The following is a 21,148-nucleotide window of genomic DNA, read 5'->3' as shown; positions in this document are numbered from 1 at the left end:
TTGAACCTCCTGCCATTGGATAAGAAAGTCGTTGGGGCGCTGTTGCTGGGATTATTACTGGCCCTGCCCTCGTTGTGGGTGGGTATGCAGCTGGATGATTATTTTCACTGGGGGCTGGTGACCCAGCGCAGCCAGGTGTTGCAAACCGTGAGTCCGGCCAGCCCCTATGGCCTGTTCAGTTTTGTGGATGGCGACCCGGCACGGGTGATGGATTTGATGAACCTTGGGCTTGCGCCCTGGTGGACCTATCCCCAGGTGGAATACGCTTTCTGGCGCCCGCTCACCGAACTCACCCATGGTCTGGATTATTCCCTGTGGCCACAACACCCCATGCTCATGCACGTGCACAGCATGTTGTATTTTGGTTTGATGCTGGTGTTCGGGTTTCGCCTGTTCCGAAAAATCCAGGGGGATTCGGCGGCCTGGGTGTGGGCCATGTTCCTGTTTGCCCTGTCTTATACCCATGGTGTTCCGGCGGGGTGGCTGGCCAACCGCAATGCCGTGCTGGCGGTGCTGTTTGTGATTTTGACCCTGTCGTCCCATCACCGTTGGCGTGAGGGCAACCGTAGTCCGTTGGATTTTCGCTCCAGTATTTTCTTTGCCCTGGGGTTGCTGTGCGGGGAGATGGCGGTGACCGCGGGCGCTTACCTGTTCGCCTATGCCATGGTGCTGGAGCGGGGCCCGTTCCGGGATCGTTTGTTCTCGTTGCTGCCCTATGGCGTAATTGGTGCCGCCTGGTTGGGGATGCGCTCGTTGCTGGGCTACGGTGCCAGCGGCTCCGGTCACTATATCGATGTTTTGCAAACGCCCGGGCTGTTTATTCAGACGCTGGTGGGGCGCGGCCTGGACCTGCTGGGTGGTTTGTTCTGGGTGGTGCCGCCTGAACTGGGCTCCGGTTTGCCGGAGATCCGCCGGCTGGCCTACCTGGGATTGTTCGTGGGGTTGATGTGGGTGGCCTGGCCGCTGTTGAAAACCGATCGCCGGGCCCGCTTCTGGTTGCTGGGTGCATTGTTGTGTCTGGTGCCGGTGGCCAGCACCATTCCCCATAGCCGTTTGTTGATTGCCGCCAGTGTGGGGGCTGCCGGGTTTTTGGGATTGCTGCTGCAGGCCTGGCGCACTGCCGGTCTGGCACCATCCGGCGCACGCAAAGCGGCGACCACTGTGCTGGCCGCAATCCTGGTGGTGTTGCACCTGGGCCTGTCCGCCCTGTTGTTGCCGTTGGAAATGGTGTCCATGCGCATGGTGGGGGACAACTATCTGAACAGTGGTGCGCAATCCTGGGATCTGAGCGATATTCCCCGGGAGACCACGCCGATTTTAATCAATCCCCCCCTGTCCAGTGCGGGGGGGTATATCAATGGGGTGCGGGCCTATCAGGGCTTGCCGGTGGCTGCGAAAACCTGGTTGTTGGCGTCCGGCCTGCAGCCGCTGACCCTCACTGTGCTGAACGATCACACTCTCGATTTGTACAGTCCAGAAGGGCTCTACGACCCCGTGCAGGAAGGGGTTTTACGGGGGCCGCAGGCGCCCTTTGCGGTGGGTGACAGCGTGCAGCTGGCGGGCATGATTGTCACGGTAATGGAAGTCCGTAACGGGGTGCCGCTCAGGGCCCGTTTCCAGTTTGCTCACCCCTTGAGCAGTGATCACTACCGCTTTTCACACTGGAACAGCGGCCAGGTGGCGCCCTGTGTGTTACCGGGCAAACAGCAATCCATCGAATTGAGGGTGGATTCCGCCCACTGTGCCGGGCCCTGAGCCAGCACCGGGCGCTCTGTTGCAGATCATGGTGTCGTGACGTACCTTGGCGGATAATGTCGGGCACTGTCGACCCGAATTGAAACTCGCGCCCAATTTATAAAAAGGATCGTTGCCCCCATGACTCTGTTTGCTCCGGAGCGCTTTCCGGATTCTGTGCAACCTGCTCTGCAACCCAACCTTGACCGACTGCAGGACGCGTTTGCGGAAGCCGATCTGATGGCGGCCGTGGCGGCACTGGACACGCAAACCCTGCGCCAATTGGAAGCCTGTGTGCTGGCCAGTGATTACGTGGTCGACCAACTGGTGCGATACCCCCGGTTGCTGTTGCAGTTGGTGGACAGCGGGGATTTGCTCAGCCGCTACGGGAATGACCGATATCGATCTGCCCTGCAGACTCAGTTGGCAGGCGCCCAGGATGAGGCGGCCTTGGCCAGGGTGCTGCGTCAGTTCCGGCGCCGGGAAATGGTGCGCATCATCTGGCGGGACAGTTGTGGTCTGGCGGATTTTCAGGAAACCGTGGGCGACCTCAGTCATTTGGCGGATGCCTGCATTGATGGGGCACTGGATAAACTCTATGGCTGGATGGAGCCGGAGTTCGGCTTGCCGTACTACCACCCATCGCCATCACCATCGTCACAACAGGGCCAGCCCATGCCCATGGTGGTGCTGGGCATGGGCAAGCTGGGTGCCTGCGAACTGAACCTCTCCTCTGATATCGATCTTATGTTTGCTTATGCCCATGAGGGTGAAACCCGGGGTGGGCGCCGCTCCCTGGCCCATCGGGATTTCTTTACCCGCTTGGGGCAGAAGCTGATCAAGGCATTGGATGAAAACACCGTGGACGGCTTTGTGTTCCGGGTGGATATGCGCCTGCGCCCCTATGGCAGCAGCGGGGCTTTGGCGCTGAATTTCCGCGCCATGGAAAGTTACTACGAAGAGCAGGGGCGGGAGTGGGAGCGCTACGCCATGATCAAGGCCCGTGCCATTGGTTCCGATAATGGTGACGGGGATGAATTGCTGCGGCGGTTGCGACCGTTTGTGTATCGCCGCTATGTGGATTTTGGTGTTATTGAATCGTTGCGGGAACTGAAAAAACTGATCAATCAGGAGGTGCTGCGCAAGGGCAACGAGGACAACGTCAAAACCGGTGCCGGCGGTATCCGCGAAGTGGAGTTCATTGCTCAGGTGTTTCAACTGATTCGCGGTGGCCAGGATGTGGCATTGCAACAGCGCAATCTGATGCAGGTGATGGGCATCATTCGCGATCTGGAACTGCTGCCCGCCGCCGTCATTCAGTCCCTGTGTGACGATTACGTGTTGCTGCGCAATGTGGAACACCGTATTCAGGCGTTGCAGGATCGCCAGACGCAATTGCTGCCCACCGACCCGCTGCAGCAGGCACGCATCGCCGTGGGCATGGGGTATGCGGATTGGGCGGGCTTCTACCAGGTGTTGGGGCAGGCGCGGCAACGGGTGCGCAGCCATTTTGATGCCTTGATTGCCGCGCCGCAGGATCAGGATGAGGTGGTGGTGCGGGATCAGGCGGTGGCATTGTGGATGACAGAACAGTCCGGTGCGGAAGGGCAGGAGGATTTGCAGGCACTGGGGTTCCGAGCGCTGGAGTCGAGCTGGCATCTGTTGCATGAGTTTCGCACCAGCCGTCAGGTCACCCACCAGCAGGCAGTGGGGCGGGAGCGTCTGGACAAACTGATGCCCATGCTGATCAATGCCTGTGCCCAGCAGGCCGATCCGGACCTGACCCTGCAGCGGGTACTGCGGCTGGTGGAAGCCATCCTGCGCCGGTCTGCCTATATTGCCCTGTTGGTGGAAAACCCCCATTCCCTGGAACGTCTGGCCATGCTGTTTGCTGCCAGCCCGTGGGTGGCGGATACCATTGCCCGTTACCCCATGTTGCTGGATACCCTGCTGAATGAAGCAACCCTGCTTAACCCCCTGGATGTGGACACCCTCAAGAACGAACTGCGCCAGGTGCTGCTGCGCATACCCGAGGACGATCTGGAACGGCAGATGGACGCCCTGCGCCAGTTCAAACACAGCCATGTGCTGCGGGTGGCCGCCTCAGAGATAGCAGAAACGCTACCTCTGATGAAAGTGAGCGATTACTTAACCTGGCTGGCGGAAACCCTGTTGCAGGCGGTACTGGAGCTGGCCTGGCATCAGATGGTGGATAAATACGGGCGCCCGATGCGGGTAGACGGCACTCCCTGTGAGCAGGATTTCATCATCGTCGGCTACGGCAAAGTGGGGGGGATCGAGCTCAGCTACAGCTCGGATCTGGATCTGGTGTTCATCCATGATGCGGATTCCAGCGGCGTCACCGACGGCGACAAGAGCATTGATAACAACGTGTTTTTTGCCCGCCTGGGGCAGCGCATTATTCATATCCTGACCAGCAAAATGGCCTCCGGTGAACTCTACGAAACCGATATGCGGCTGCGACCGTCCGGTAATTCCGGCTTGCTGGTGAGCTCCCTTAAGGCCTTTCAGGATTATCAGGAAAACAACGCCTGGAATTGGGAACACCAGGCCCTGGTGCGGGCCCGGGTGGTGGCCGGCTGTCCGCGGCTGGCCCGGCGTTTCGCCGAGGTGCGGGAAGCCGTGCTGTCTCGACCCCGGGATGAAGCGCAACTGCGGCAGGAGGTGGTGGCCATGCGGGAAAAAATGCTGGGCCACCTCAGCACTTACAAAGAACTGGAACTGAATGAAGCCCGCTTGGCTGCCGACTGCAGCTTCGATCTGAAGCAGGATCCCGGCGGCATTGTTGATATAGAATTTCTGGCCCAGTACCTGGTGTTGCGCTGGTCGGCCCAGAAGCCCGCCATGACCCGCTGGACCGACAACATGCGCATTCTGGACAGCGCCCTCGAACAGGCTATTCTCAGTGCCGAGCAGGTGACTGCCCTGCAAAATGCCTATTTGCTGTATCGCAGTCAGACCCATGCTCTGGCCCTGCAGCATGGGAGCGGCAAGGTGAGTGCGGAACAGTTTGTGGAACAACGCCGGCAGGTACGTGAAATCTGGCGTAAAACCTTCAATTAATGTGATATAGTTGCGGGTCCCGGTGGCCCGTACCCTGCGGGCTCCGGCTATAATCCAGTACGGCTATAATCCGTAGAGGAATCCCCAATTTTTGAAGGAGAAGTAGATCATGTCCATGGCCGACCGTGACGGTCTAATCTGGTTTGACGGAGAAATGGTTCCCTGGCGCGATGCCCGGGTGCATGTGCTGACACACACCCTGCATTACGGCATGGGTGTCTTTGAAGGTGTCCGCGCGTATGAAACCGTCAAAGGCCCGGGCATTTTCCGCTTGCAGGAACACACCGACCGTTTGTTCCGCTCCGCGCATATCATGAACATGAAGATTCCCTTCTCCAAAGAGCAGGTGAACGAAGCCCAGCTGGCGGCGGTGCGGGAAAACGATCTGCCTCACGCCTACCTGCGACCCATGGTGTTTTACGGATCAGAAGGCATGGGCCTGCGGGCCAATAACCTCAAGGTGCACATGATTGTGGCGGCCTGGGAATGGCCTGCCTATATGACCCCGGAAGCCAAAGAGATCGGTATCAAGGTACGCACTTCGTCCTATACCCGTCATCACGTCAACATCACCATGTGTAAGGCCAAGGCCAACGGCAACTACATCAACTCCATGCTGGCGTTGAACGAGGCGTTGTCCTGTGGTGCCGAAGAAGCCCTGTTGCTGGACCCGGAGGGCTACGTTGCCGAAGGCAGCGGTGAAAACGTCTTTATCGTGTATAACGGAAAACTCTATACACCGGAACTGACTTCCTGCCTGGATGGCATCACCCGTGCCACGGTGATCACCCTGGCGGAAGAGCTGGGCTACGAAGTTATTGAGAAGCGCATCACCCGTGATGAGGTCTATGTTGCCGATGAAGCCTTCTTTACCGGTACCGCAGCGGAGGTGTTGCCCATTCAGCAGTTGGACGGCCGTGTGATTGGTTCCGGTAAGCGCGGGCCCATCACCGAGCAACTGCAAAAACTGTACTTTGATCACGTCATGGGGCGCACCGACAAGCATCCGGAGTGGATCAGCCTGGTATAAGGCGGCAACCATTGTGATCATCCTTAAAAACCGCAGGTGGTGAACCTGCGGTTTTGTTTTATGAACGATCCTGAATTAAGCAGCACAACGGGCAGGCACAGCATGAAAGACGCAACATCCCGCGTATTATGGGTGGTGACGGATGAAAAGCCGGGCCATCGCAGCCAGCAGGAAGGGCTGGTGGAGCGCTTGCAGGCGCTGGCCAGTTTCGACGTGTTCTGGTTGAATGTCGAGAGCCTGGATATCTCCCTGCTGGATGTGTTGCTGCGCCGGCGTATCAAGCCCGAGCTGCCGGCACCGGACTGGATTCTGGGGGCGGGTGCCGGTACCCATAGCCTGATTCTGAAACTGAAACGGATTTTTCGCGCCAAAACCATCTTGCTGATGCGCGGGGCTTTCCCCATGGCCTTGTTCGACGCCAATATCACCCCGGTACACGACAACCCGCCCAAACGTCGCAATGTGCTGCCCACCACCGGCGTGATGAATCCGGTGGTGCCCCGCTATGAAGGCCGGGATGAGCATACCGGTACCTTCCTCATTGGCGGTGTCAACGATCATTACCAGTGGGATGACGCCTGGATCATCGAACAGGTGGCACGCATTTGCCGGGCCCAGCCCCAGGTACAGTGGACCTTGACGGATTCACGCCGCTCACCGGACGCATTCTTGCCGGCCTTGAAGGCGCTGGCGTTGCCTAACCTCACGCTTATTTCCTACCGGGATACCCAACGGGGATTCATCAAGCAGCAGCTGGACACCACCGGGCAGTTGTGGGTGACCCGTGACAGCGTGTCCATGGTGTATGAGTGCATTACCTCCGGCGCCGCCACCGGATTGCTGGATTTGAAACCGCTGCGTCAATCCCGGGTGGTGAAAGACATGGATAAATTGTTGCAGCAGGGCTGGGTGCAGGACTATGCCCAGTGGGACATACAGCAGCCATTACCGGTGACGGAAACCAAATTGTGGGAAGCGGACCGGGGCGCCCGCTGGCTGCTGGATTTTTTACGCTAGCGACGAATGCGCGAGTAGAATTCCACGTATTGTTGCACGATGTGATCTTTGCAATAGCCCTCAGCGTACACCCGGCTGCCGCCTTCGATCAGGCTTTGCCGTAATTCCTTGCTTCCCAGCACCCGCAGAACCGCTTTGGCCAGGGCATCGGCGTCATCAATGGGGGTGATCAATCCACTGACCCCGTCGGTAATGGCTTCGCCGGGGCCCTGGGAATGGGTGGCCACGATGGGGCAGCGGTGGGCCCAGGATTCCATCACGATGGAGCCCAGGCCCTCGTGCCGTGACGGGCACACAAACAGGTCGACGCTGGCCATCAAGGTGGTGACGTCGTTGCGCCACCCCAGAAACCGGACCCGTTCGTTCAACCCCAGTTGCCGGCACAATGCTTTCAGGTTGGCCTCCTCCGGCCCGGCGCCCGCCAGCCAGAGGGTGACCTTTGGCATTTGCGTCATGCTGTGCAGCAGGGTGTCGAAGCCCTTGTTTTCATGCAGGCGCCCCGCCGCCAGAATCAGGGGTTGATCCGCAGGGGTATCGAAGCTGTCTCGCGCTAACGGCGTTACCGGGGTTTCGTCGGCAAAATTGGGGATATAGACCACCTTGTCTTTGGGGAAGCCGCCGTCGATCATATGTTGGCAGATGCCACGACTGATACCCACCCAGTAATCCGCATGACGGTAGTATTTCAGCTTGTAATAGTGCCCCAGCCGGTTCACCAGTACGTAATGTGGGGAGGCTGGCGTAGTGCCGCTGGCGCGACTCATCCAGGTCATCACAATGTCGGGATCGTAGGTGTTGAGTGCGCTTACGTAGCGACGTTTACCCAGCAGGTCCAGCTTGCCGCCGAAGCGGAAGCCCTCGGTAAGTACGCTGTTCTCGCGCAAGGCAGCAATGCGGTGAGCGTGATCGCGGATAAAGGCTTTTTGCTGCAACTCCGGCCGTTCATTTAAGCCACTTACCAGGCGCACAAAAAAGTTTTCGGCACCACCCTGTTCGGCACCCGCCAACACCTGGGCTATGCGGATGGGGTCGGTCATGGTTTTTCTCCGTTCATTCGATCATTGTCCAGGCCATTGTGATAGAGCTGGCCGTGATAGCCCGGGAAGCGACCGGTTCCTCGTTGTGACAGTAATTCCTCGATGCGCTCCTGCAGATTCTGTATTTTACGTTGCGCTTTTCTGCGTCGGTAGGATAGGGGTTGCAGCCAGTCCGGCAGCATATTGGGTGCGCCCAGCCCATCGATGATCACCAGCCGCTGCAGATTGCCGTTGCTATCCCGCTGCACCACCAGGTTATGCAGAATCAGATCCCGGGAGGGCACGGCCAGTTCAAGCCACAGCCGGGAGAACCGGTTGACCACCTGCTGGCATTGTTCTGTGTAACCGTGATCCCATAGGTACTGTTTCAGGGTATGGGAGATGGGGCCATCGGCGTCCCGAATCAGTTCCGAGGTAATGCCACGCCCCAGGTCGGTGTCTTCAAAGCCGAAGCAGCGGCTGACCAGGGTGAAAATCGCGTCGCCGTAATGATCGTGTAGCCGCTTCATCACCCTGAATTCCTCCAGGTTGTCATCGAAACTGGAGAGGGGACGCAGATTTTTGGGAAAGCGCTTTTGCGCGCGCAGTTTGGTCAGCGGCCGATCCGGCCGCCGTACTTTAATGCAGCGATCCGGGTGTTGTGGATGCACAAAACACAGCCGGTTGCCGCCACGGGCGAAGGGTTCCAGAGCGGACAGCTGCAACGTCATTTCATGGTGCCGTTTAAGTGAATATCCCGTGCCCATACATAGTCATGGCTGAACGGAATCTGCAGCGCCGCTTCCAGAATGTATTGCGCATAGAGTTTGGAATTCATCTCGGTATGAAAGAACTCCCGTGCCCTGGCGGCCCAGGCCTGACGCTTGGCATCGTCGTGATGGAATTCGCGGATTTTGCTCAGCAGGTCATCCTCATCCTTGAAATATACCGCGCTCTCCGCCGGCAGCAGCTCATCAAAACGGGGTTCGGCGCTGGTGAACTGGAGAATTCCGTTACCAGCCAGCTGTGCCATACGGGCGGAAGAGTACCAGTAATCTCCTTCCTGGCGGTTCAGGTTGAGGCCCATCCTGGTATTGGCCAGGGCGCGATCGTAATCACGCCCCCACACCGGTGGCTCACCGAAGCTGCCATAGGTTTTAAAATTCATCTCGTCAGCCAGGGCGTCCTTGAAGCGCTTGATCATTTGCAGGCGCTGGGTGAAGTCGTTGCTGTTGCTGCAGAACAGCAGATCGATGGGCAGATCGGTACGCTTGGAGTTGTCCAATATCTCAATAGACGCATCCACTGGGTTGGGCATGTGATAAACCCTGGCACCAAGGCCTTCGAATTGCGTCAGTTCCCGGCGTCCGGTGGACACAAAAATGGCGTCAGTGATGCTGGCCCGGTGCTTGATACGTTCCACATTGCTGGGCACAAACAGAGGGTCGTTGTTGCAATGAATCACCGCGCAGTCAGGAAAGCGACGTTTGATGGCCTGCAGGGTGTCGTTGGTAATCATATCGCAGTGACCGGCAATCACCAGATCCGGCTCAAAGGCCGCCACCGTTTCCAGCAGACGTTTGTTGGCGCTTTTAGTGCCCAGTTCGCGTATGCCCAGGGGCGCTTCAAAGGCCGCCACATCCCGGTCGCTGAAGCCCTGGGTATAGTGATCGTTCTTGATCAGGCCGAAGGTCAGCTTCTGTGCCCAGCTGACCCGGGTTTTGCCGTAACGGCGCAGCTGCTGGTAGGCGATGTGCAATACTCTCATGAATGCTTCTCTTGTGGCGATTCCAGGCCGATGACACCGGGCTTAATCCGGGTTTGATCGGGCGGCATTATAACAATGCCGGCGGGCCGGGATAACCCATCAGCAAGGCCGGTGGGTGGCCAGCAGTTGACGATAGACCTGCAGGGTGGCGTCAACCTGGCTTTGCAGATAAAAATCCCGGGGTAACGTAATGCGGTAGTGCGCATGGAGGACGTCGCTGACCCGTTGGGCAAAGGCTGCAATGTCATCCGGCGTAACCAGCCCCTGGGGAAAGCCCGCGCTGAGGGATTCGCTGGCGCCGCCCCGGTCCCAGGCCACCACCTTGCAGCCGCAGGCCAGGGCTTCCGGTACGGTGCGGCCGAACGGTTCGGCCTTGTTCGACATATGACAGGTTACCGCCGCAAGGCCGTAAAACGCCTGAATGTCCGAACGGTGGCCCACAAAGGTGACTCTGTCGGCCAGCCCCAACTGATCCCGCAGCGCCAGCAGTTCCTCCAGGTAGTGTGCTTTATCCGGCTCCGCTGCCCCCACCACCACTCCGTGGCACGCAGGCTCCAGCGTCACCAGCTTCGCCATCATGTGCAGAAAATCCTCCTGACCTTTCCAGCGTGAGAGCCGGCCGGGCATGAGGATGACATTGCGATCAGCCAGTTGCGGGTAGTCAGCCAGCAGCTGCTCGCGCCATTGCCGGGTGCAGGCGTTGGCGTTGAAGGCGGACGGATCCAGCCCGCGATAGATGCGGGTAATGACGGCGGGGTTCACATCGTAGTTGTCCAGAATATAGCGGTGCACGCAATCAGAGATGGCAATCAGGCGCTCACCCCTGGCCATGATGGCGCTGTACGGAGTGACGGAGTACATGCCGTGAAAGGTGCTGACCAGGCCGGGCCTGGTGGCCGGTGGCATGCGGCGCCAGGCCAGCCAGCTGATCCAGGCGGGGATGCGGGAGCGTACATGCACTATATCCGCGTTCAGTTTCGCCAGCAGCCTGCGCATGGGGCGTACCTGCAGCAGGGAGGCCAAAGATTTTTTGTGCACCGGCATCTGGATGTGCTCGGTGCCCTCAGCCTCCAGCTGCGCCACCATTCTGCCGCCACTGGAAATGACGATGGAGCGATGGCCCAGCCGCACCAGTTCGCGTGCAAACTCCACCGTGCCCCGCTCTACCCCGCCGGCATTGAGGGCGGGCAGCACCTGGACTACGGTGAGTGGGCGATCCTGTTCGGTAGCCGCCAAATCCACTGACCGGGGTTACTGTATCGGCGCCAGGGAATCGCCCCGGGCGACGGCGTAATACATAAAGCCGGCGGCCTTGGCATCCGCAGGGTTGTACAGGTTGCGGCCATCCACCACCACGGCGTGGTTAAGCTGTTGCTTCAACCACTGAAAATCCACGGTGCGGAAGGCTTTCCACTCGGTGCAGATTACCAGTGCATCGGCGCTTTTCAGCGCCTCGTTGCGGGTGCCGCACAGCATCAGGTCGTCGCGGCTGCCATAGATGCGCTGGCACTCTTCCATGGCTTCGGGATCATAGGCCTTCACCTTGGCACCGGCGGCCCACAGGGATTCCATCAGGTTGCGGCTGGGGGCCTCCCGCATGTCATCGGTATTGGGTTTGAACGACAATCCCCACACGGCAATGGTTTTACCGGCCAAATCACCCTCGAAGGCTTTGTTGATCTTGGCAAAGAGGGTTTCCTTCTGGCGATTATTGACGTTTTCCACCGCCACCAGCAGCTCAGGATTGTAGCCCACCGATTGCGCGGTTCTGGCCAGGGCCTGCACATCTTTCGGAAAGCAGGAGCCCCCGTAGCCGGCACCGGGGTAGATAAACTGATAACCAATGCGGGGGTCGGAACCAATGCCTTCCCGCACATGCTCAATATCCACCCCCAACAGCTCTGCCAGTTGCGACATTTCATTCATAAAACTGATTTTGGTGGCCAGCATGGCGTTGGCGGCGTATTTGGTGAATTCCGCGGCGCGGATATCCATGAACATCAGTTTGTCGTGTACGCGCATGTAAGGCGAGTAGCAATCCCGCATCAGTTCACGCACGGAGTCAGAATCGGTGCCAACAATGATGCGGGCACCCTTGGTGAAGTCTTCCAGGGCACTGCCTTCCTTGAGAAATTCCGGGTTGGAACAAACGTCAAAGTCGATACTGGCGCCGCGACTGGCCAGTTCGGAATCGATGGCGGCTTTCACTTTTTCGGCCGTACCCACCGGAACCGTGGACTTGTCGACCACCACCTTGTAATCGTTCATGTGCTTGCCAATGGTCTTGCCCACGGCCAGCACGTATTGGAGGTCCGCGGCGCCATCTTCATCCGGCGGTGTGCCCACGGCGATGAACTGCAGCACTCCGTGGGCCACGGCCTCTTCTGCCGATGTGGTGAAGTTGAGGGTGCCTTCTGCCACGCAGTGTTTCACCATGGCTTCCAGGCCCGGCTCAAAAATGGGTATAACTCCTTGTTTTAATTTGTCTATTTTGTTCTGGTCGATATCCATGCAGACAACTTGATGGCCTACATCGGCCAAGCAGGCACCAGTGACCAGTCCGACATAGCCGGTTCCGAATACAGTGATTTTCATGAGCGGATTCGTACCTTTGTAAAAAATGGGTGTGGTGATGCGGGCTAAATCCCTTAGCGGGGTGTCGCCTGAAACATGGCGCAAAAGGATACTGATCATTGGCCGTAAAATCCATGCCAGTACGGCCGTGAAAACCGGAAATTATAACAATTGATGGTCGCTGGTGTAGAATGCGCAGCCATTGTTTTGCCCGCACCTGGAGACAAATGGATACTATCGCGGTCTGTGTTTGCACCTTTCAACGGGAAGCGCTGCTTGAGGCATGCCTGTCCAGCGTTGCCGCAATGGCGCTGCCGGCGAGCACCGCAGTGCATGTGGTGGTGATCGATAATGATGCGCAGGCTACATCCCGGGATTTTGTGGAATCCTTGCGGGGCCGCTTTCCGTTGCCCCTGCACTACGAATGTGAACCCCGGCGCGGCATACCCTGTGCCCGCAATCGCGCCATTGAGGTGGCACATGCGTTGAAGGCGGATTATTTTGTCTTTATTGATGACGATGAGCGGGTAGAGCCGAACTGGCTGGTCAGCCTGGCGGATTACTGTCGTGAAAAAGGCGGTCAGGCGGTTATTCATGGCGCGGTTGAGCCCATGTTGCCGGAAGGTACCCCGGCGCATATCCAGGCCGTTTATCAAAAGAAGAACCGGCCCACAGGGGCGCGATTGAGCACCTGTGCCACCAATAATGTCATGGTGCCGGTGCGGGTGACCCGGGAGCTGAATTTGCGCTTTGACGAGCGCAATCCGTTGGCCGGAGGCACGGACACCATATTTTTTACCCAGGCGGTCAGGCAGGGTATCGAAATCTATGAATGCAGGGAAGCGTTGGTGAGGGAAACCATTCCGGCCAGCCGTGCCACCCTTGGCTGGTTGTCGAAGCGGAAGTACCGGGCCGGCATCACCGAGGCCTGGCGCAAGCGGCAGGGCGGACGCAGCGGTTTCAGTATTGTGTTGTCGGCGTTGTTGCAGTGCCTTGTGGAGGGCATCAAAGCCGGGGTCACGGGGCTGTGTGGGCTGAAACACCTGCGTAATCGTTTTTGGCTGAAAGCCTGCCGGTCCGCGGGGGTGATGGCCGGAATGTTGGGGGCAAAAGTGGACAGTTATCGAAAAATCGATTCCTGAGGGGAAAGCGTGGCGATCAGAAATGTCGTACTCTATTCGCAGACCTTGCCGCCTGTGCACGTAGGGGGCATTGAAACCAATGCATTCTATCTGGTGCAGTATCTGAGTGGCAAAACGTCGCTCAACCTGTCTATTGTAACGGCCACCAAACGTAAGTTTCTGCTACGCTCCACTCTGCCTCTGCAGTACGGCAACGTCCGTTGCAAAGCGCACCTGGTTCGTAAAAAAGTGACGAAAGACCCTGCCAGAATCACCGCATATTTGGATGCTTTGGGGTTTAAGCCGCAGGAAACCGTGGTTTACCACAACAGCCTCGATCTCTATAAATCCTACGCTGCGCTGAAAGCCAGAGGCTATCATCAGGTGGCCCGATCCGGGGGTAACGATTTATCGTTTCTGCAAAAGAATGCCGGGGATACGCGGAGTTTCTGCACCGCGTTGGCGCAATTGGACAGGTTGTTTGTCAACAGTGATTATAGCCGGTTGCGGGCTGAATCAATCGGCCTTTCCGCTGCGACCCTGCACGTTGTGAAAGGTGGTTGTGAGGTGGTGGGCCGGCAGCCGATGCAGCGTGAGCAATTGGGGTTGCCGGCAGACCGCCCGCTGATTGTCAGCTGCGGTAGGCTGGTTGATTTCAAAGGTCTGGATGATGCCCTGTCTGCCATTGCTATTCTGAAAAAACGCGGTAAAAGGCCGCTGTTTGTGATGGTGGGGGAGGGCGCGCTGGAGGCGGATCTGAAGCGGTATGCTGCAGAACTGGGTATCGATTCCTGCTGCCATTTTGTGGGAAAGTTGGGGCCGGCCAGGGTGTTTGATTACTACCACAGTGCCGATATTTATCTGTCTTCTTCCAAAGAGGTGGTGCGAAATATCGACGGCTTCCGTTATACCCACACTGAAACAATGGGGCGCAGTATATGCGAGGCTCAGGGGTGTGGCCTGCCGGTGGTGACCACCGATGCGGGCGGTGCTCCGGAGATGGTGCTGGACGGTAAAACCGGGCTGGTGGTTCCACAAGGTAATGCGGATGCCATGGCTGTAGCCCTGGCATCATTGATTGATGATGCCAGGGCGCGTCGGGCCATGGGGGAGGCGGCGCTGCAATACGCCAGGCAGCAGTTGGGGTGGGATGCGGTTTTGGGGCAATATGTGAAGGTTATGACCTCACTGGCGTAATTATTCACCCTGCACTTTGCGGTAAGAATCTACTTTAATACCCCAGGGGCCCAGACCTTCGCCCAGTTTTTGACAACCTTTGAGCCAGCTTTTCAGGTACTTGTGTTTTTTCAGTAAAACCAGGTACAGGCAGGATTTTAAACTGTATTTGAGAAAGGCAACGCTGCGTTTCAGTGTATGGATGGCTTTGGGCAAAGTGCCCGCAAATGCAATGTGTTCACCCATGGTCAGGCCGATCCTGAAGTAGCGTTTGGATAGCCATGCTAGGCGCAGTCTTTCTGCGGGCACGTCTTCGTTGACCACGGCCTCATCACAGTAAATCAGTGGTACACCCAGGGCATGGGCTTTGCGGAACAGTTTGCTGTCCGTGCCGCCGGCAAAGGGGCGCGATTCATCAAAGCGCAGGTTATGCTCAGAAAACAGAGTCACTGGAACCAGTACATTGTTCGTTCTACACATGTGTAATGTACTGCCGGTGGCAATCGGTTTACGTTGAAAGAAAGGCAGATAATGTGCCGGAGTGCCGGGGGGCAGGGTGGAGCGCACACTGCCCTGGATAACGGTGCCCGGTGGTTGCCTGTTGGCGTAGTGCCAGATGTTGACAAGCCAGGATTCGGTAAACCATTCATCATCGTCCACAAAGGCGAGGTAATCCGCTTTGGCTTGTTGTGCAATTTGGATACAGTGGTTACGGGCGAAGGGGATACCCAGGCGAGATTCATGGTGGTAATTCACCTTATGAACTTGGGAATTATAGCTTTCGACCAGCTCACGGCAGGTAGGCTGGGTATCGTTTTCAACCACCTCCAGGCTTAACGACAGGTTGTCCGGGATGCTCAGGCGGGTGAAGCTGTCAATCAACTTGCTCAGCATCTTGGGGCGTTGGCGAGTGCAAACACAAACAGCGATATAAGGGAAAGGGCTCTGGGGTGGCATAATGTATTGGTGTGATCGTTGAAATGAAACCACATTTTAGCAACAATTCGCGGTTTTTGGGTATGAGGTTATGGCCTGGGCAGTATCGAAATTAACAGAGATTACGGTGAATGTCGTACACTTGGCGATGTGAAATAACGGTATGTCCCCATCAAACGGTACAATTCACTTCGGCGGCAACTGTATTCATGATGTCAGGGGCGCTGCTGTTGATCACCATGTTGCACCCCGGTATCGATTGCGGGGCAAATGTGAAGCGTAAAACTGAAAAAAGGAAGCGGCAAATCCGCTTTATGTGAATGAATGAGTGAACCCATAATCACGATAAACAAAACCGGCAAGGGCAGCCTGAAAACCTATCTCAGGATGCTTAGATACCTCAAGGGGCTGATTGGGGCATTTTCCCTGAGTATCATAGGATTTCTGGTTTTTGCTGCTTCCCAGCCCATGCTTGCCAAAACAATGGAGCTGATCATTGAGGCCATCGAAGCGAAGAATGATCAGGCACGCTGGACCTTGCCTGCCTTCGCCGTAGGTGTTTTCCTGTTGCGTGGAATCGGCATGTTCATGGGTACCTACTTTAACGACTATGTGGGCGCCACCGTCATCAAAAAAGTACGCCTGGAAATATTCGACAAATTAATGGTGTTGCCCGCAAGTTATTATGACGGTATCACTCAGGGACAGCTGTTGCACCGCCTGAGTGGGGGCGTGAGCAGCATCCGGGGAGCCATTACGAACGCACTGAAAACCATTGTTCGCGAAGGGTTCACCATTGTTGCTCTGTTGGGATACGTATTTTATTTGAACTGGCAGCTGTCGTTGGTGTTTTTGGGGGTGGCCCCGATTCTGGCTTATATGGTGTCGTATACTTCGAAGACCTTCAGAAAAATTGCCCGCAAGGATGAAGGTGCAATGGGTAAGGCCATGCAGGTGTCAAAGGAAACCATCGGTAATTACGGTGTGGTGCGCGGGTTTGGCGCGGAGGTGTACGAGAAACGCCGATATGAGGGAGCCATTAATCAAGCCTTTAAAGCCCAAATGAAGATTCGGCGCATTCAGGCTGTGTTTTCCCCGCTCTCCCAGGTGGTTATTTCGATCGCGGTTTCGGTGATTATTTTCCTGTTGCTGGATCCCACCATTCTGGCTGCCAATACAACAGGTGAATTGGTCGGCTATTTGACTGCCGTTGCTCTGATTCCGAAACCCTTGCGTCAATTGAGCGGAGTGTCGGTCACCATACAGCGGGGGATTGTCGGTGCCGAGTTGGTGTTCGGTGTGTTGGACGAGGCAGAAGAGACCGATCAGGGCACCTATGTGACGGAAGGGGTCGAAGGGGGCATTCGGGTTGAAAATTTGTCGTTTAAATATCCTTCCACCGAACACAATGTGCTCTCGAATATCGGGTTTCATGTGGAGCCCGGCGAAATGGTGGCCTTTGTTGGTAAATCCGGCAGTGGGAAATCAACCCTCATGAGTTTGCTGTACAGAACCTATGATGTTGAGGCTGGTAAAATATTTCTCGATGACGTGGATGTGAACGATTACCGGCTGTCCAATCTGCGACAGCATATTGCCACGGTGAATCAGAATATCGCTTTGTTCGATGACACGATCAGGAACAACGTTGCTTACGGTGATTCGGAATATTCGGATGAGCAGGTGATTGCAGCTCTGAAAAGTGCTCATGCCTGGGAGTTTGTTGAAGGGTTGCCGGATGGTTTGGATACCATAATTGGAGAGAACGGATTGAAGTTGTCAGGCGGTCAGCGTCAACGCTTGTCTATTGCCCGAGCATTCCTCAAGGATGCGCCTATTTTGATTCTGGATGAGGCGACCTCATCACTGGATAATGAATCGGAAGCGAAAATAACCCAGGCCATTGAGGCACTGGCAAAAACAAGAACAACACTGGTTATTGCTCACCGTTTGTCTACCATCATGAGAGCCGATCGTTTGGTGGTGCTAAACCAGGGTAGTATAGTGGAGCAGGGTGTGCATTCTGACCTTATAGAGAAAGGCGGAGTCTACGCTGACCTATTTCATGCAGAATTCGAGTAACAGGTGGAAGCAGCCTTGTCCCCTACAGAAAACGAGAATCATCGCCCAATAATTTCCTATTGCGTCACCTGTATGAATCGGGGTGAGCAGTTGAAAAAGACGCTTGAATATAATCTTGAGATCATCAGGGAATATTCAGGCCAGGTAGAACTTTGCCTTGTGAATTTTATAAAAGATGCTGAAGGTGAGGCGATACACAATTGGTTGAAGGGGTTGGCTGGCCGCGAAGGTTTTCGCTATTTCTTCAGTAGAAATCTCACTGTATGGCATGCCTCGGTTGCAAAGAACACGGCCCACATGCAGGGAGCGGGATGTTTTTTGGTTAATTTGGACTGCGATAATTATCTGAGTCGCGGTCTGGTGGATGGCCTGCTGGGGCTGCCTGATGATGTGAGAGACAATACCGTGTTTTCCGGGTTTACAGGGGGATTTAGGGAGGAAATTACAAAACATAAAAGCAAATCCGTCCGTCTACGGCAGGCGTTGGCCTGGTTACTGGCCTGTTTGAAGTCACGGCAGCCGGGTGTGCGCGGTGTCAAAAGAAAGCCTGTTTTATTACGCAGTGTTCGGCAGGGATCAGACCGCCATTTCAATGGAACCTATGGGCACATTGGTTTACCCGCCACGTTATTCCATTACCTGGGTGGATATGATGAATCGTTGCCGCCTATGGGCGGGCAGGATAAGAACCTGTTGTGGCGGGCCTACAATATAGCGGGGGTTACCCTGACCCATATTCCTGTGCCTCAGGATTGTATTCCGGTTGAGAATACCAAAATAGAATCCATGAAACACACTGATCTTAGCAGTGGCTGGTCCCAGCTTCAGCTTGAAGGTACGGCGCTGACATTGAATGCGATACGTGACCGGCGTCTTATCGCTAATAACGGATGCCCGGGCGGAGTTGCGGTGGAGAAATGTAAATGATTTACTTAAGGGAATGTGTGCGGGGTAAGGTTAATGTCAAACAAAGTAACGGTTCAGGTTAATCGGGTTTGAATATTCTTCATGTGGTGCGAGACTTTTCACCGTTGTCTCAGACATTCATATACGATCTGATCTGCAACCTGTCGCAGAGTGAAACCTTGTCCCTTAAGGTCTTGTACTATCGTAACAGGATGCTGGAGCAAGAAAGGCCACTTGATAACGTACACTCCTGCAAATTGGTAGAAGAGGAATCCATTCTTCGATTGGAACGGCTATGGCTGAAGTTGCGCAACCGAAGCTGGCGTGCGCTTGCATTCTCCCGATATATCGAAAAAGAGAACGTAGATCTTATTCACTGTCATTTTGCCTGGTGTTTGTGGGAATGCTTCGAGCGCTTTGATCAGGCGTCTGTGTTGAAACGCCCCATGTTGGTGTCCGTGCATGGTACGGACATAAGCAAAAAAATGTGTCACGGCAATCATCTGGCGAAGTTTGAATTGATGGCAAGCAAACCCAACCTGTTCTTTGCTGCCACTACCCCGTTTTTGATGCACTCATTGTTGGCATTGGGGGTGAAGAAAGAAAAAATCTTTATCATTCCAAACGCACTAAACCCGCTGTTTTTGGCCCCTGCCGCTACAGCCTCCGCTCCACCTGGCAGTGCTGGCTTCAGAGTGGCGTGCAATGCCCGTTTCGTGCCCTGGAAAGGTCACCGCTTTCTGATCGAGGGCTTTGCCCGGTTTGTTAACGAAGTTAATGACGATGCGGAACTTACGTTGATTGGCGAGGGTGAAACAGAGCAGCAGGTGAAGGAGCAAGTGCAGCGGTTGGGATTGGAGCAAAAGGTTCGATTTCTGGGGGCGGTTCCCCACGCCCACATTCCTCAAATTGTGGGCAGTCAGGACGCGTATGTACAACCGTCCATCAAGGATGAGAGCACAGGGCAGGTGGAAACCTTTGGCATTGCCGCATTGGAAGCGGTTGCGCTGGGTGTTCCTGTGGTGGTAACAGATCAAGGCGGTTTACCCTATGTTGTTGGGGAAAGTAATGAGTTTGCCCGAATAGTTGCCCAGCAATCGGCGGACGCGATATTCGGTGAGCTGGCTGCGATTTATCGTGCCGGAGACTTGAAAGCCCGTATGCGTCCCTACTCGCATTCGCGGGCCGCGCAATACTCGCAGGAAAGGCAGTTGGAGTCCTGCCACTCCGTCTATGAGGAGATCAGTCGCCGCTGTGGCAGGTGATGTTTTATGAAGGGCCTTGGTTTGCTTTAACCGATGTGGCGCCGAATCGATAACCGCTTGCGTTCAGTAACGCCGCACTGCAAATACCAAAAAGCAGGACGCCGGTTTTATAAAACATAAAGGATTCAAATATATTGGCAACCAGCCAGAGTGTGCCGGCGATAATCGTAAAGACCTGAACATCTCTAATTCCAAGTTCGAGGCAACCCTTTCTAATCTTCATCGCAAGCCAGCCTAGTAAGGCGGCGATTATAAATAAGCCGAGAATCCCATTGTTGACCAGGGTTTCAATATAGCTATTATGCAAGTGTCCGAACTTATTCCTAATGGAACCAGGAAGTGTGGAAGATTCCTGGATGGCTAGACTTTTACCATTTTCGCCCCATCCTACCAATGGGCTTTGGGTAAACCAGTGCCAGCCTTCAATCCAAGTGTGTATGCGAACCCCTGAACTTGATTTGTAAGGAATATCTGCGATATCACCTGAGGCCAGCGATTTCACCGTATCAACTTCACGTAACCATTTTGTTAGTGGGTTAGAAATAATGCTCAGCGACACAATCATAATAATAGAGAGAGCAACTGTCAGAAGTACTTCACGCTTTCTGGGTTTTTTGTTTTTCATAAGCAGCCCTGCTCCAGCGAGCAAAATGCCAGCAAGTAGACCTAAAAAAACTCCCCTTGTATAAGTAATGGCTACGATACTAATGCAGTAAAGCATGGCTGTTGCAAGTGCTATTATGACTTTTGCTCTCGATGAAGCATAAGCATCTAAAGCCCGTTTTCTAAACACCACCAAAGCGACAAATAAGGTCGCAAACATCAACGCCGGATGCTGTGCGTTGCGTAGTCCAAACCCTGATCGTTTGGCTTCGATAAACTCAGATAGCCCCTCGCCACGGGTAAAAGGCATGATGCAGAGGCCAACAAAAAACACAAACAAGAGCATCCAGGGAGCGCGATTGTTGGCTTGCAGTATCCAGGCAATGGGAATAAACAAAAACAGATAACCCAGCCGTTTAAAGTCCGGGTCCGACTCCGCGTATTGGGGAAAATTGTTCTTGCAAACCATCCAGGAGGCTATCTGTATCAATATCGCGGCACCGAATAGGAAGAAAGCCGGGCTGCGCCAGATTTGTGGCAGATGCCACAGTATGCTGATGATGCTGGTGATCAGAAACAGCTTGAAGGCGGGTTGGCCCAGAGTGGGATTGTTAAAGTAGAGAAAGGTACTGCAGTACATCAAGTACAGAGAAAACAGGTTAAGGTGTTTTTTGATTTCAGTCCCGGTCAAAGCGCTCATGCGTATGCTGTCTGCTTAAAATAGTGATGATGAATACCAGCTTGATCGGAACCGCAGTGCAGGCGTTTTCAGACCAATGTGTGCGGATTATATCAATAACCCTGGTTGTCTGGATACTGTATGCGGACATTCAGAT

At 55.4% G+C, this 21,148-nt stretch carries 16 protein-coding genes; 9 read left to right on the top strand and 7 right to left on the bottom strand.

Features of this window, described 5'->3' with window-relative positions; genetic code table 11:
- The 4 genes from D9N13_RS00375 to D9N13_RS00360 all read left to right on the top strand — a co-directional run bounded on the left by D9N13_RS00375 (position 1) and on the right by D9N13_RS00360 (position 6,865).
- Positions 1-1,755 carry a hypothetical protein gene (locus tag D9N13_RS00375; protein ID WP_290584555.1) on the top strand — a complete coding sequence of 585 codons (1,755 nt, stop codon included), beginning with the start codon at positions 1-3 and terminating at the stop codon, positions 1,753-1,755.
- 120 nt (positions 1,756-1,875) lie between these two features.
- Positions 1,876-4,818, top strand: a complete 2,943-nt coding sequence (glnE, locus tag D9N13_RS00370) for a bifunctional [glutamate--ammonia ligase]-adenylyl-L-tyrosine phosphorylase/[glutamate--ammonia-ligase] adenylyltransferase (RefSeq protein ID WP_290584552.1) — start codon at positions 1,876-1,878, stop codon at positions 4,816-4,818.
- A 109-nt stretch (positions 4,819-4,927) separates the two neighbouring features.
- Positions 4,928-5,848: a branched-chain amino acid transaminase gene (locus tag D9N13_RS00365; protein WP_290584550.1), complete on the top strand. Its 921-nt coding sequence runs from the start codon at positions 4,928-4,930 to the stop codon at positions 5,846-5,848.
- A 102-nt stretch (positions 5,849-5,950) separates the two neighbouring features.
- Positions 5,951-6,865 (top strand): mitochondrial fission ELM1 family protein, encoded by a 915-nt coding sequence (locus D9N13_RS00360; protein ID WP_290584548.1) that lies wholly within the window; start codon positions 5,951-5,953, stop codon positions 6,863-6,865.
- Here the strand turns inward: D9N13_RS00360 and D9N13_RS00355 are convergent.
- The 5 genes from D9N13_RS00355 to D9N13_RS00335 all read right to left on the bottom strand — a co-directional run bounded on the left by D9N13_RS00355 (position 6,862) and on the right by D9N13_RS00335 (position 12,244).
- On the bottom strand, positions 6,862-7,902 hold the full coding sequence (locus tag D9N13_RS00355) for a glycosyltransferase (protein WP_290584546.1): 1,041 nt from the start codon (positions 7,900-7,902) through the stop codon (positions 6,862-6,864). The genes D9N13_RS00360 and D9N13_RS00355 overlap by 4 nt on opposite strands.
- Complete coding sequence (locus D9N13_RS00350) at positions 7,899-8,612, bottom strand: YrbL family protein (RefSeq protein WP_290584544.1); 714 nt, start codon at positions 8,610-8,612, stop codon at positions 7,899-7,901. The genes D9N13_RS00355 and D9N13_RS00350 overlap by 4 nt, the downstream gene beginning before the upstream one ends.
- Positions 8,609-9,649 (bottom strand): glycosyltransferase, encoded by a 1,041-nt coding sequence (locus tag D9N13_RS00345; protein WP_290584542.1) that lies wholly within the window; start codon positions 9,647-9,649, stop codon positions 8,609-8,611. The genes D9N13_RS00350 and D9N13_RS00345 overlap by 4 nt, the downstream gene beginning before the upstream one ends.
- Before the next feature lie 99 nt (positions 9,650-9,748).
- Positions 9,749-10,891 carry a glycosyltransferase family 4 protein gene (locus D9N13_RS00340; RefSeq protein WP_290584540.1) on the bottom strand — a complete coding sequence of 381 codons (1,143 nt, stop codon included), beginning with the start codon at positions 10,889-10,891 and terminating at the stop codon, positions 9,749-9,751.
- Between the two features lie 9 nt (positions 10,892-10,900).
- Positions 10,901-12,244, bottom strand: coding sequence for a UDP-glucose dehydrogenase family protein (locus D9N13_RS00335; protein WP_290584538.1), 1,344 nt, complete (start codon positions 12,242-12,244; stop codon positions 10,901-10,903).
- Positions 12,245-12,450: 206 nt separating this feature from the next.
- Between D9N13_RS00335 and D9N13_RS00330 the strand changes: the two genes are divergently transcribed.
- Positions 12,451-13,365 (top strand): glycosyltransferase family 2 protein, encoded by a 915-nt coding sequence (locus tag D9N13_RS00330; protein ID WP_290584536.1) that lies wholly within the window; start codon positions 12,451-12,453, stop codon positions 13,363-13,365.
- Between the two features lie 9 nt (positions 13,366-13,374).
- A complete protein-coding gene (locus D9N13_RS00325) occupies positions 13,375-14,541 on the top strand; it encodes a glycosyltransferase family 4 protein (RefSeq protein ID WP_290584534.1) in 1,167 nt (388 codons plus the stop codon).
- Here D9N13_RS00325 and D9N13_RS00320 read toward each other — a convergent pair whose 3' ends face one another.
- Positions 14,542-15,477: a glycosyltransferase gene (locus D9N13_RS00320; RefSeq protein WP_290584532.1), complete on the bottom strand. Its 936-nt coding sequence runs from the start codon at positions 15,475-15,477 to the stop codon at positions 14,542-14,544.
- 303 nt (positions 15,478-15,780) lie between these two features.
- Here D9N13_RS00320 and msbA point away from each other — a divergent pair, with 303 nt between their 5' ends.
- From msbA to D9N13_RS00305, 3 genes are all read left to right on the top strand, one after another.
- The gene (msbA, locus tag D9N13_RS00315; protein ID WP_290584530.1) at positions 15,781-17,538 is read left to right on the top strand and encodes a lipid A export permease/ATP-binding protein MsbA; all 1,758 of its coding nucleotides are present in this window, start codon (positions 15,781-15,783) and stop codon (positions 17,536-17,538) included.
- A 90-nt stretch (positions 17,539-17,628) separates the two neighbouring features.
- Entirely contained in the window at positions 17,629-18,465 is an 837-nt protein-coding gene (locus D9N13_RS00310) for a hypothetical protein (RefSeq protein WP_290584528.1), read from the top strand.
- Between the two features lie 68 nt (positions 18,466-18,533).
- Entirely contained in the window at positions 18,534-19,709 is a 1,176-nt protein-coding gene (locus D9N13_RS00305; protein WP_290584526.1) for a glycosyltransferase, read from the top strand.
- Positions 19,710-19,713: 4 nt separating this feature from the next.
- On the opposite strand, the gene D9N13_RS00300 is transcribed toward D9N13_RS00305, so the two are convergent.
- Entirely contained in the window at positions 19,714-21,012 is a 1,299-nt protein-coding gene (locus D9N13_RS00300; protein ID WP_290584524.1) for an O-antigen ligase family protein, read from the bottom strand.
- Between the last annotated feature and the right edge of the window lie 136 nt (positions 21,013-21,148).

This window comes from Ketobacter sp. GenoA1, assembly GCF_003671475.1.
GTDB lineage: Bacteria > Pseudomonadota > Gammaproteobacteria > Pseudomonadales > Ketobacteraceae > Ketobacter.
This window is presented reverse-complemented; position numbering and strand designations above follow the sequence as displayed.

Bases quoted from the DNA above. Each gene is read 5' to 3' on its own strand.
- glnE (WP_290584552.1), top strand. From the start codon at position 1,876: ATGACTCTGTTTGCTCCGGAGCGCTTTCCGGATTCTGTGCAACCTGCT.
- D9N13_RS00365 (WP_290584550.1), top strand. From the start codon at position 4,928: ATGTCCATGGCCGACCGTGACGGTCTAATCTGGTTTGACGGAGAAATG.
- D9N13_RS00360 (WP_290584548.1), top strand. From the start codon at position 5,951: ATGAAAGACGCAACATCCCGCGTATTATGGGTGGTGACGGATGAAAAG.
- D9N13_RS00355 (WP_290584546.1), bottom strand. From the start codon at position 7,902: ATGACCGACCCCATCCGCATAGCCCAGGTGTTGGCGGGTGCCGAACAG.
- D9N13_RS00350 (WP_290584544.1), bottom strand. From the start codon at position 8,612: ATGACGTTGCAGCTGTCCGCTCTGGAACCCTTCGCCCGTGGCGGCAAC.
- D9N13_RS00345 (WP_290584542.1), bottom strand. From the start codon at position 9,649: ATGAGAGTATTGCACATCGCCTACCAGCAGCTGCGCCGTTACGGCAAA.
- D9N13_RS00335 (WP_290584538.1), bottom strand. From the start codon at position 12,244: ATGAAAATCACTGTATTCGGAACCGGCTATGTCGGACTGGTCACTGGT.
- D9N13_RS00330 (WP_290584536.1), top strand. From the start codon at position 12,451: ATGGATACTATCGCGGTCTGTGTTTGCACCTTTCAACGGGAAGCGCTG.
- D9N13_RS00320 (WP_290584532.1), bottom strand. From the start codon at position 15,477: ATGCCACCCCAGAGCCCTTTCCCTTATATCGCTGTTTGTGTTTGCACT.
- msbA (WP_290584530.1), top strand. From the start codon at position 15,781: ATGAGTGAACCCATAATCACGATAAACAAAACCGGCAAGGGCAGCCTG.
- D9N13_RS00300 (WP_290584524.1), bottom strand. From the start codon at position 21,012: ATGAGCGCTTTGACCGGGACTGAAATCAAAAAACACCTTAACCTGTTT.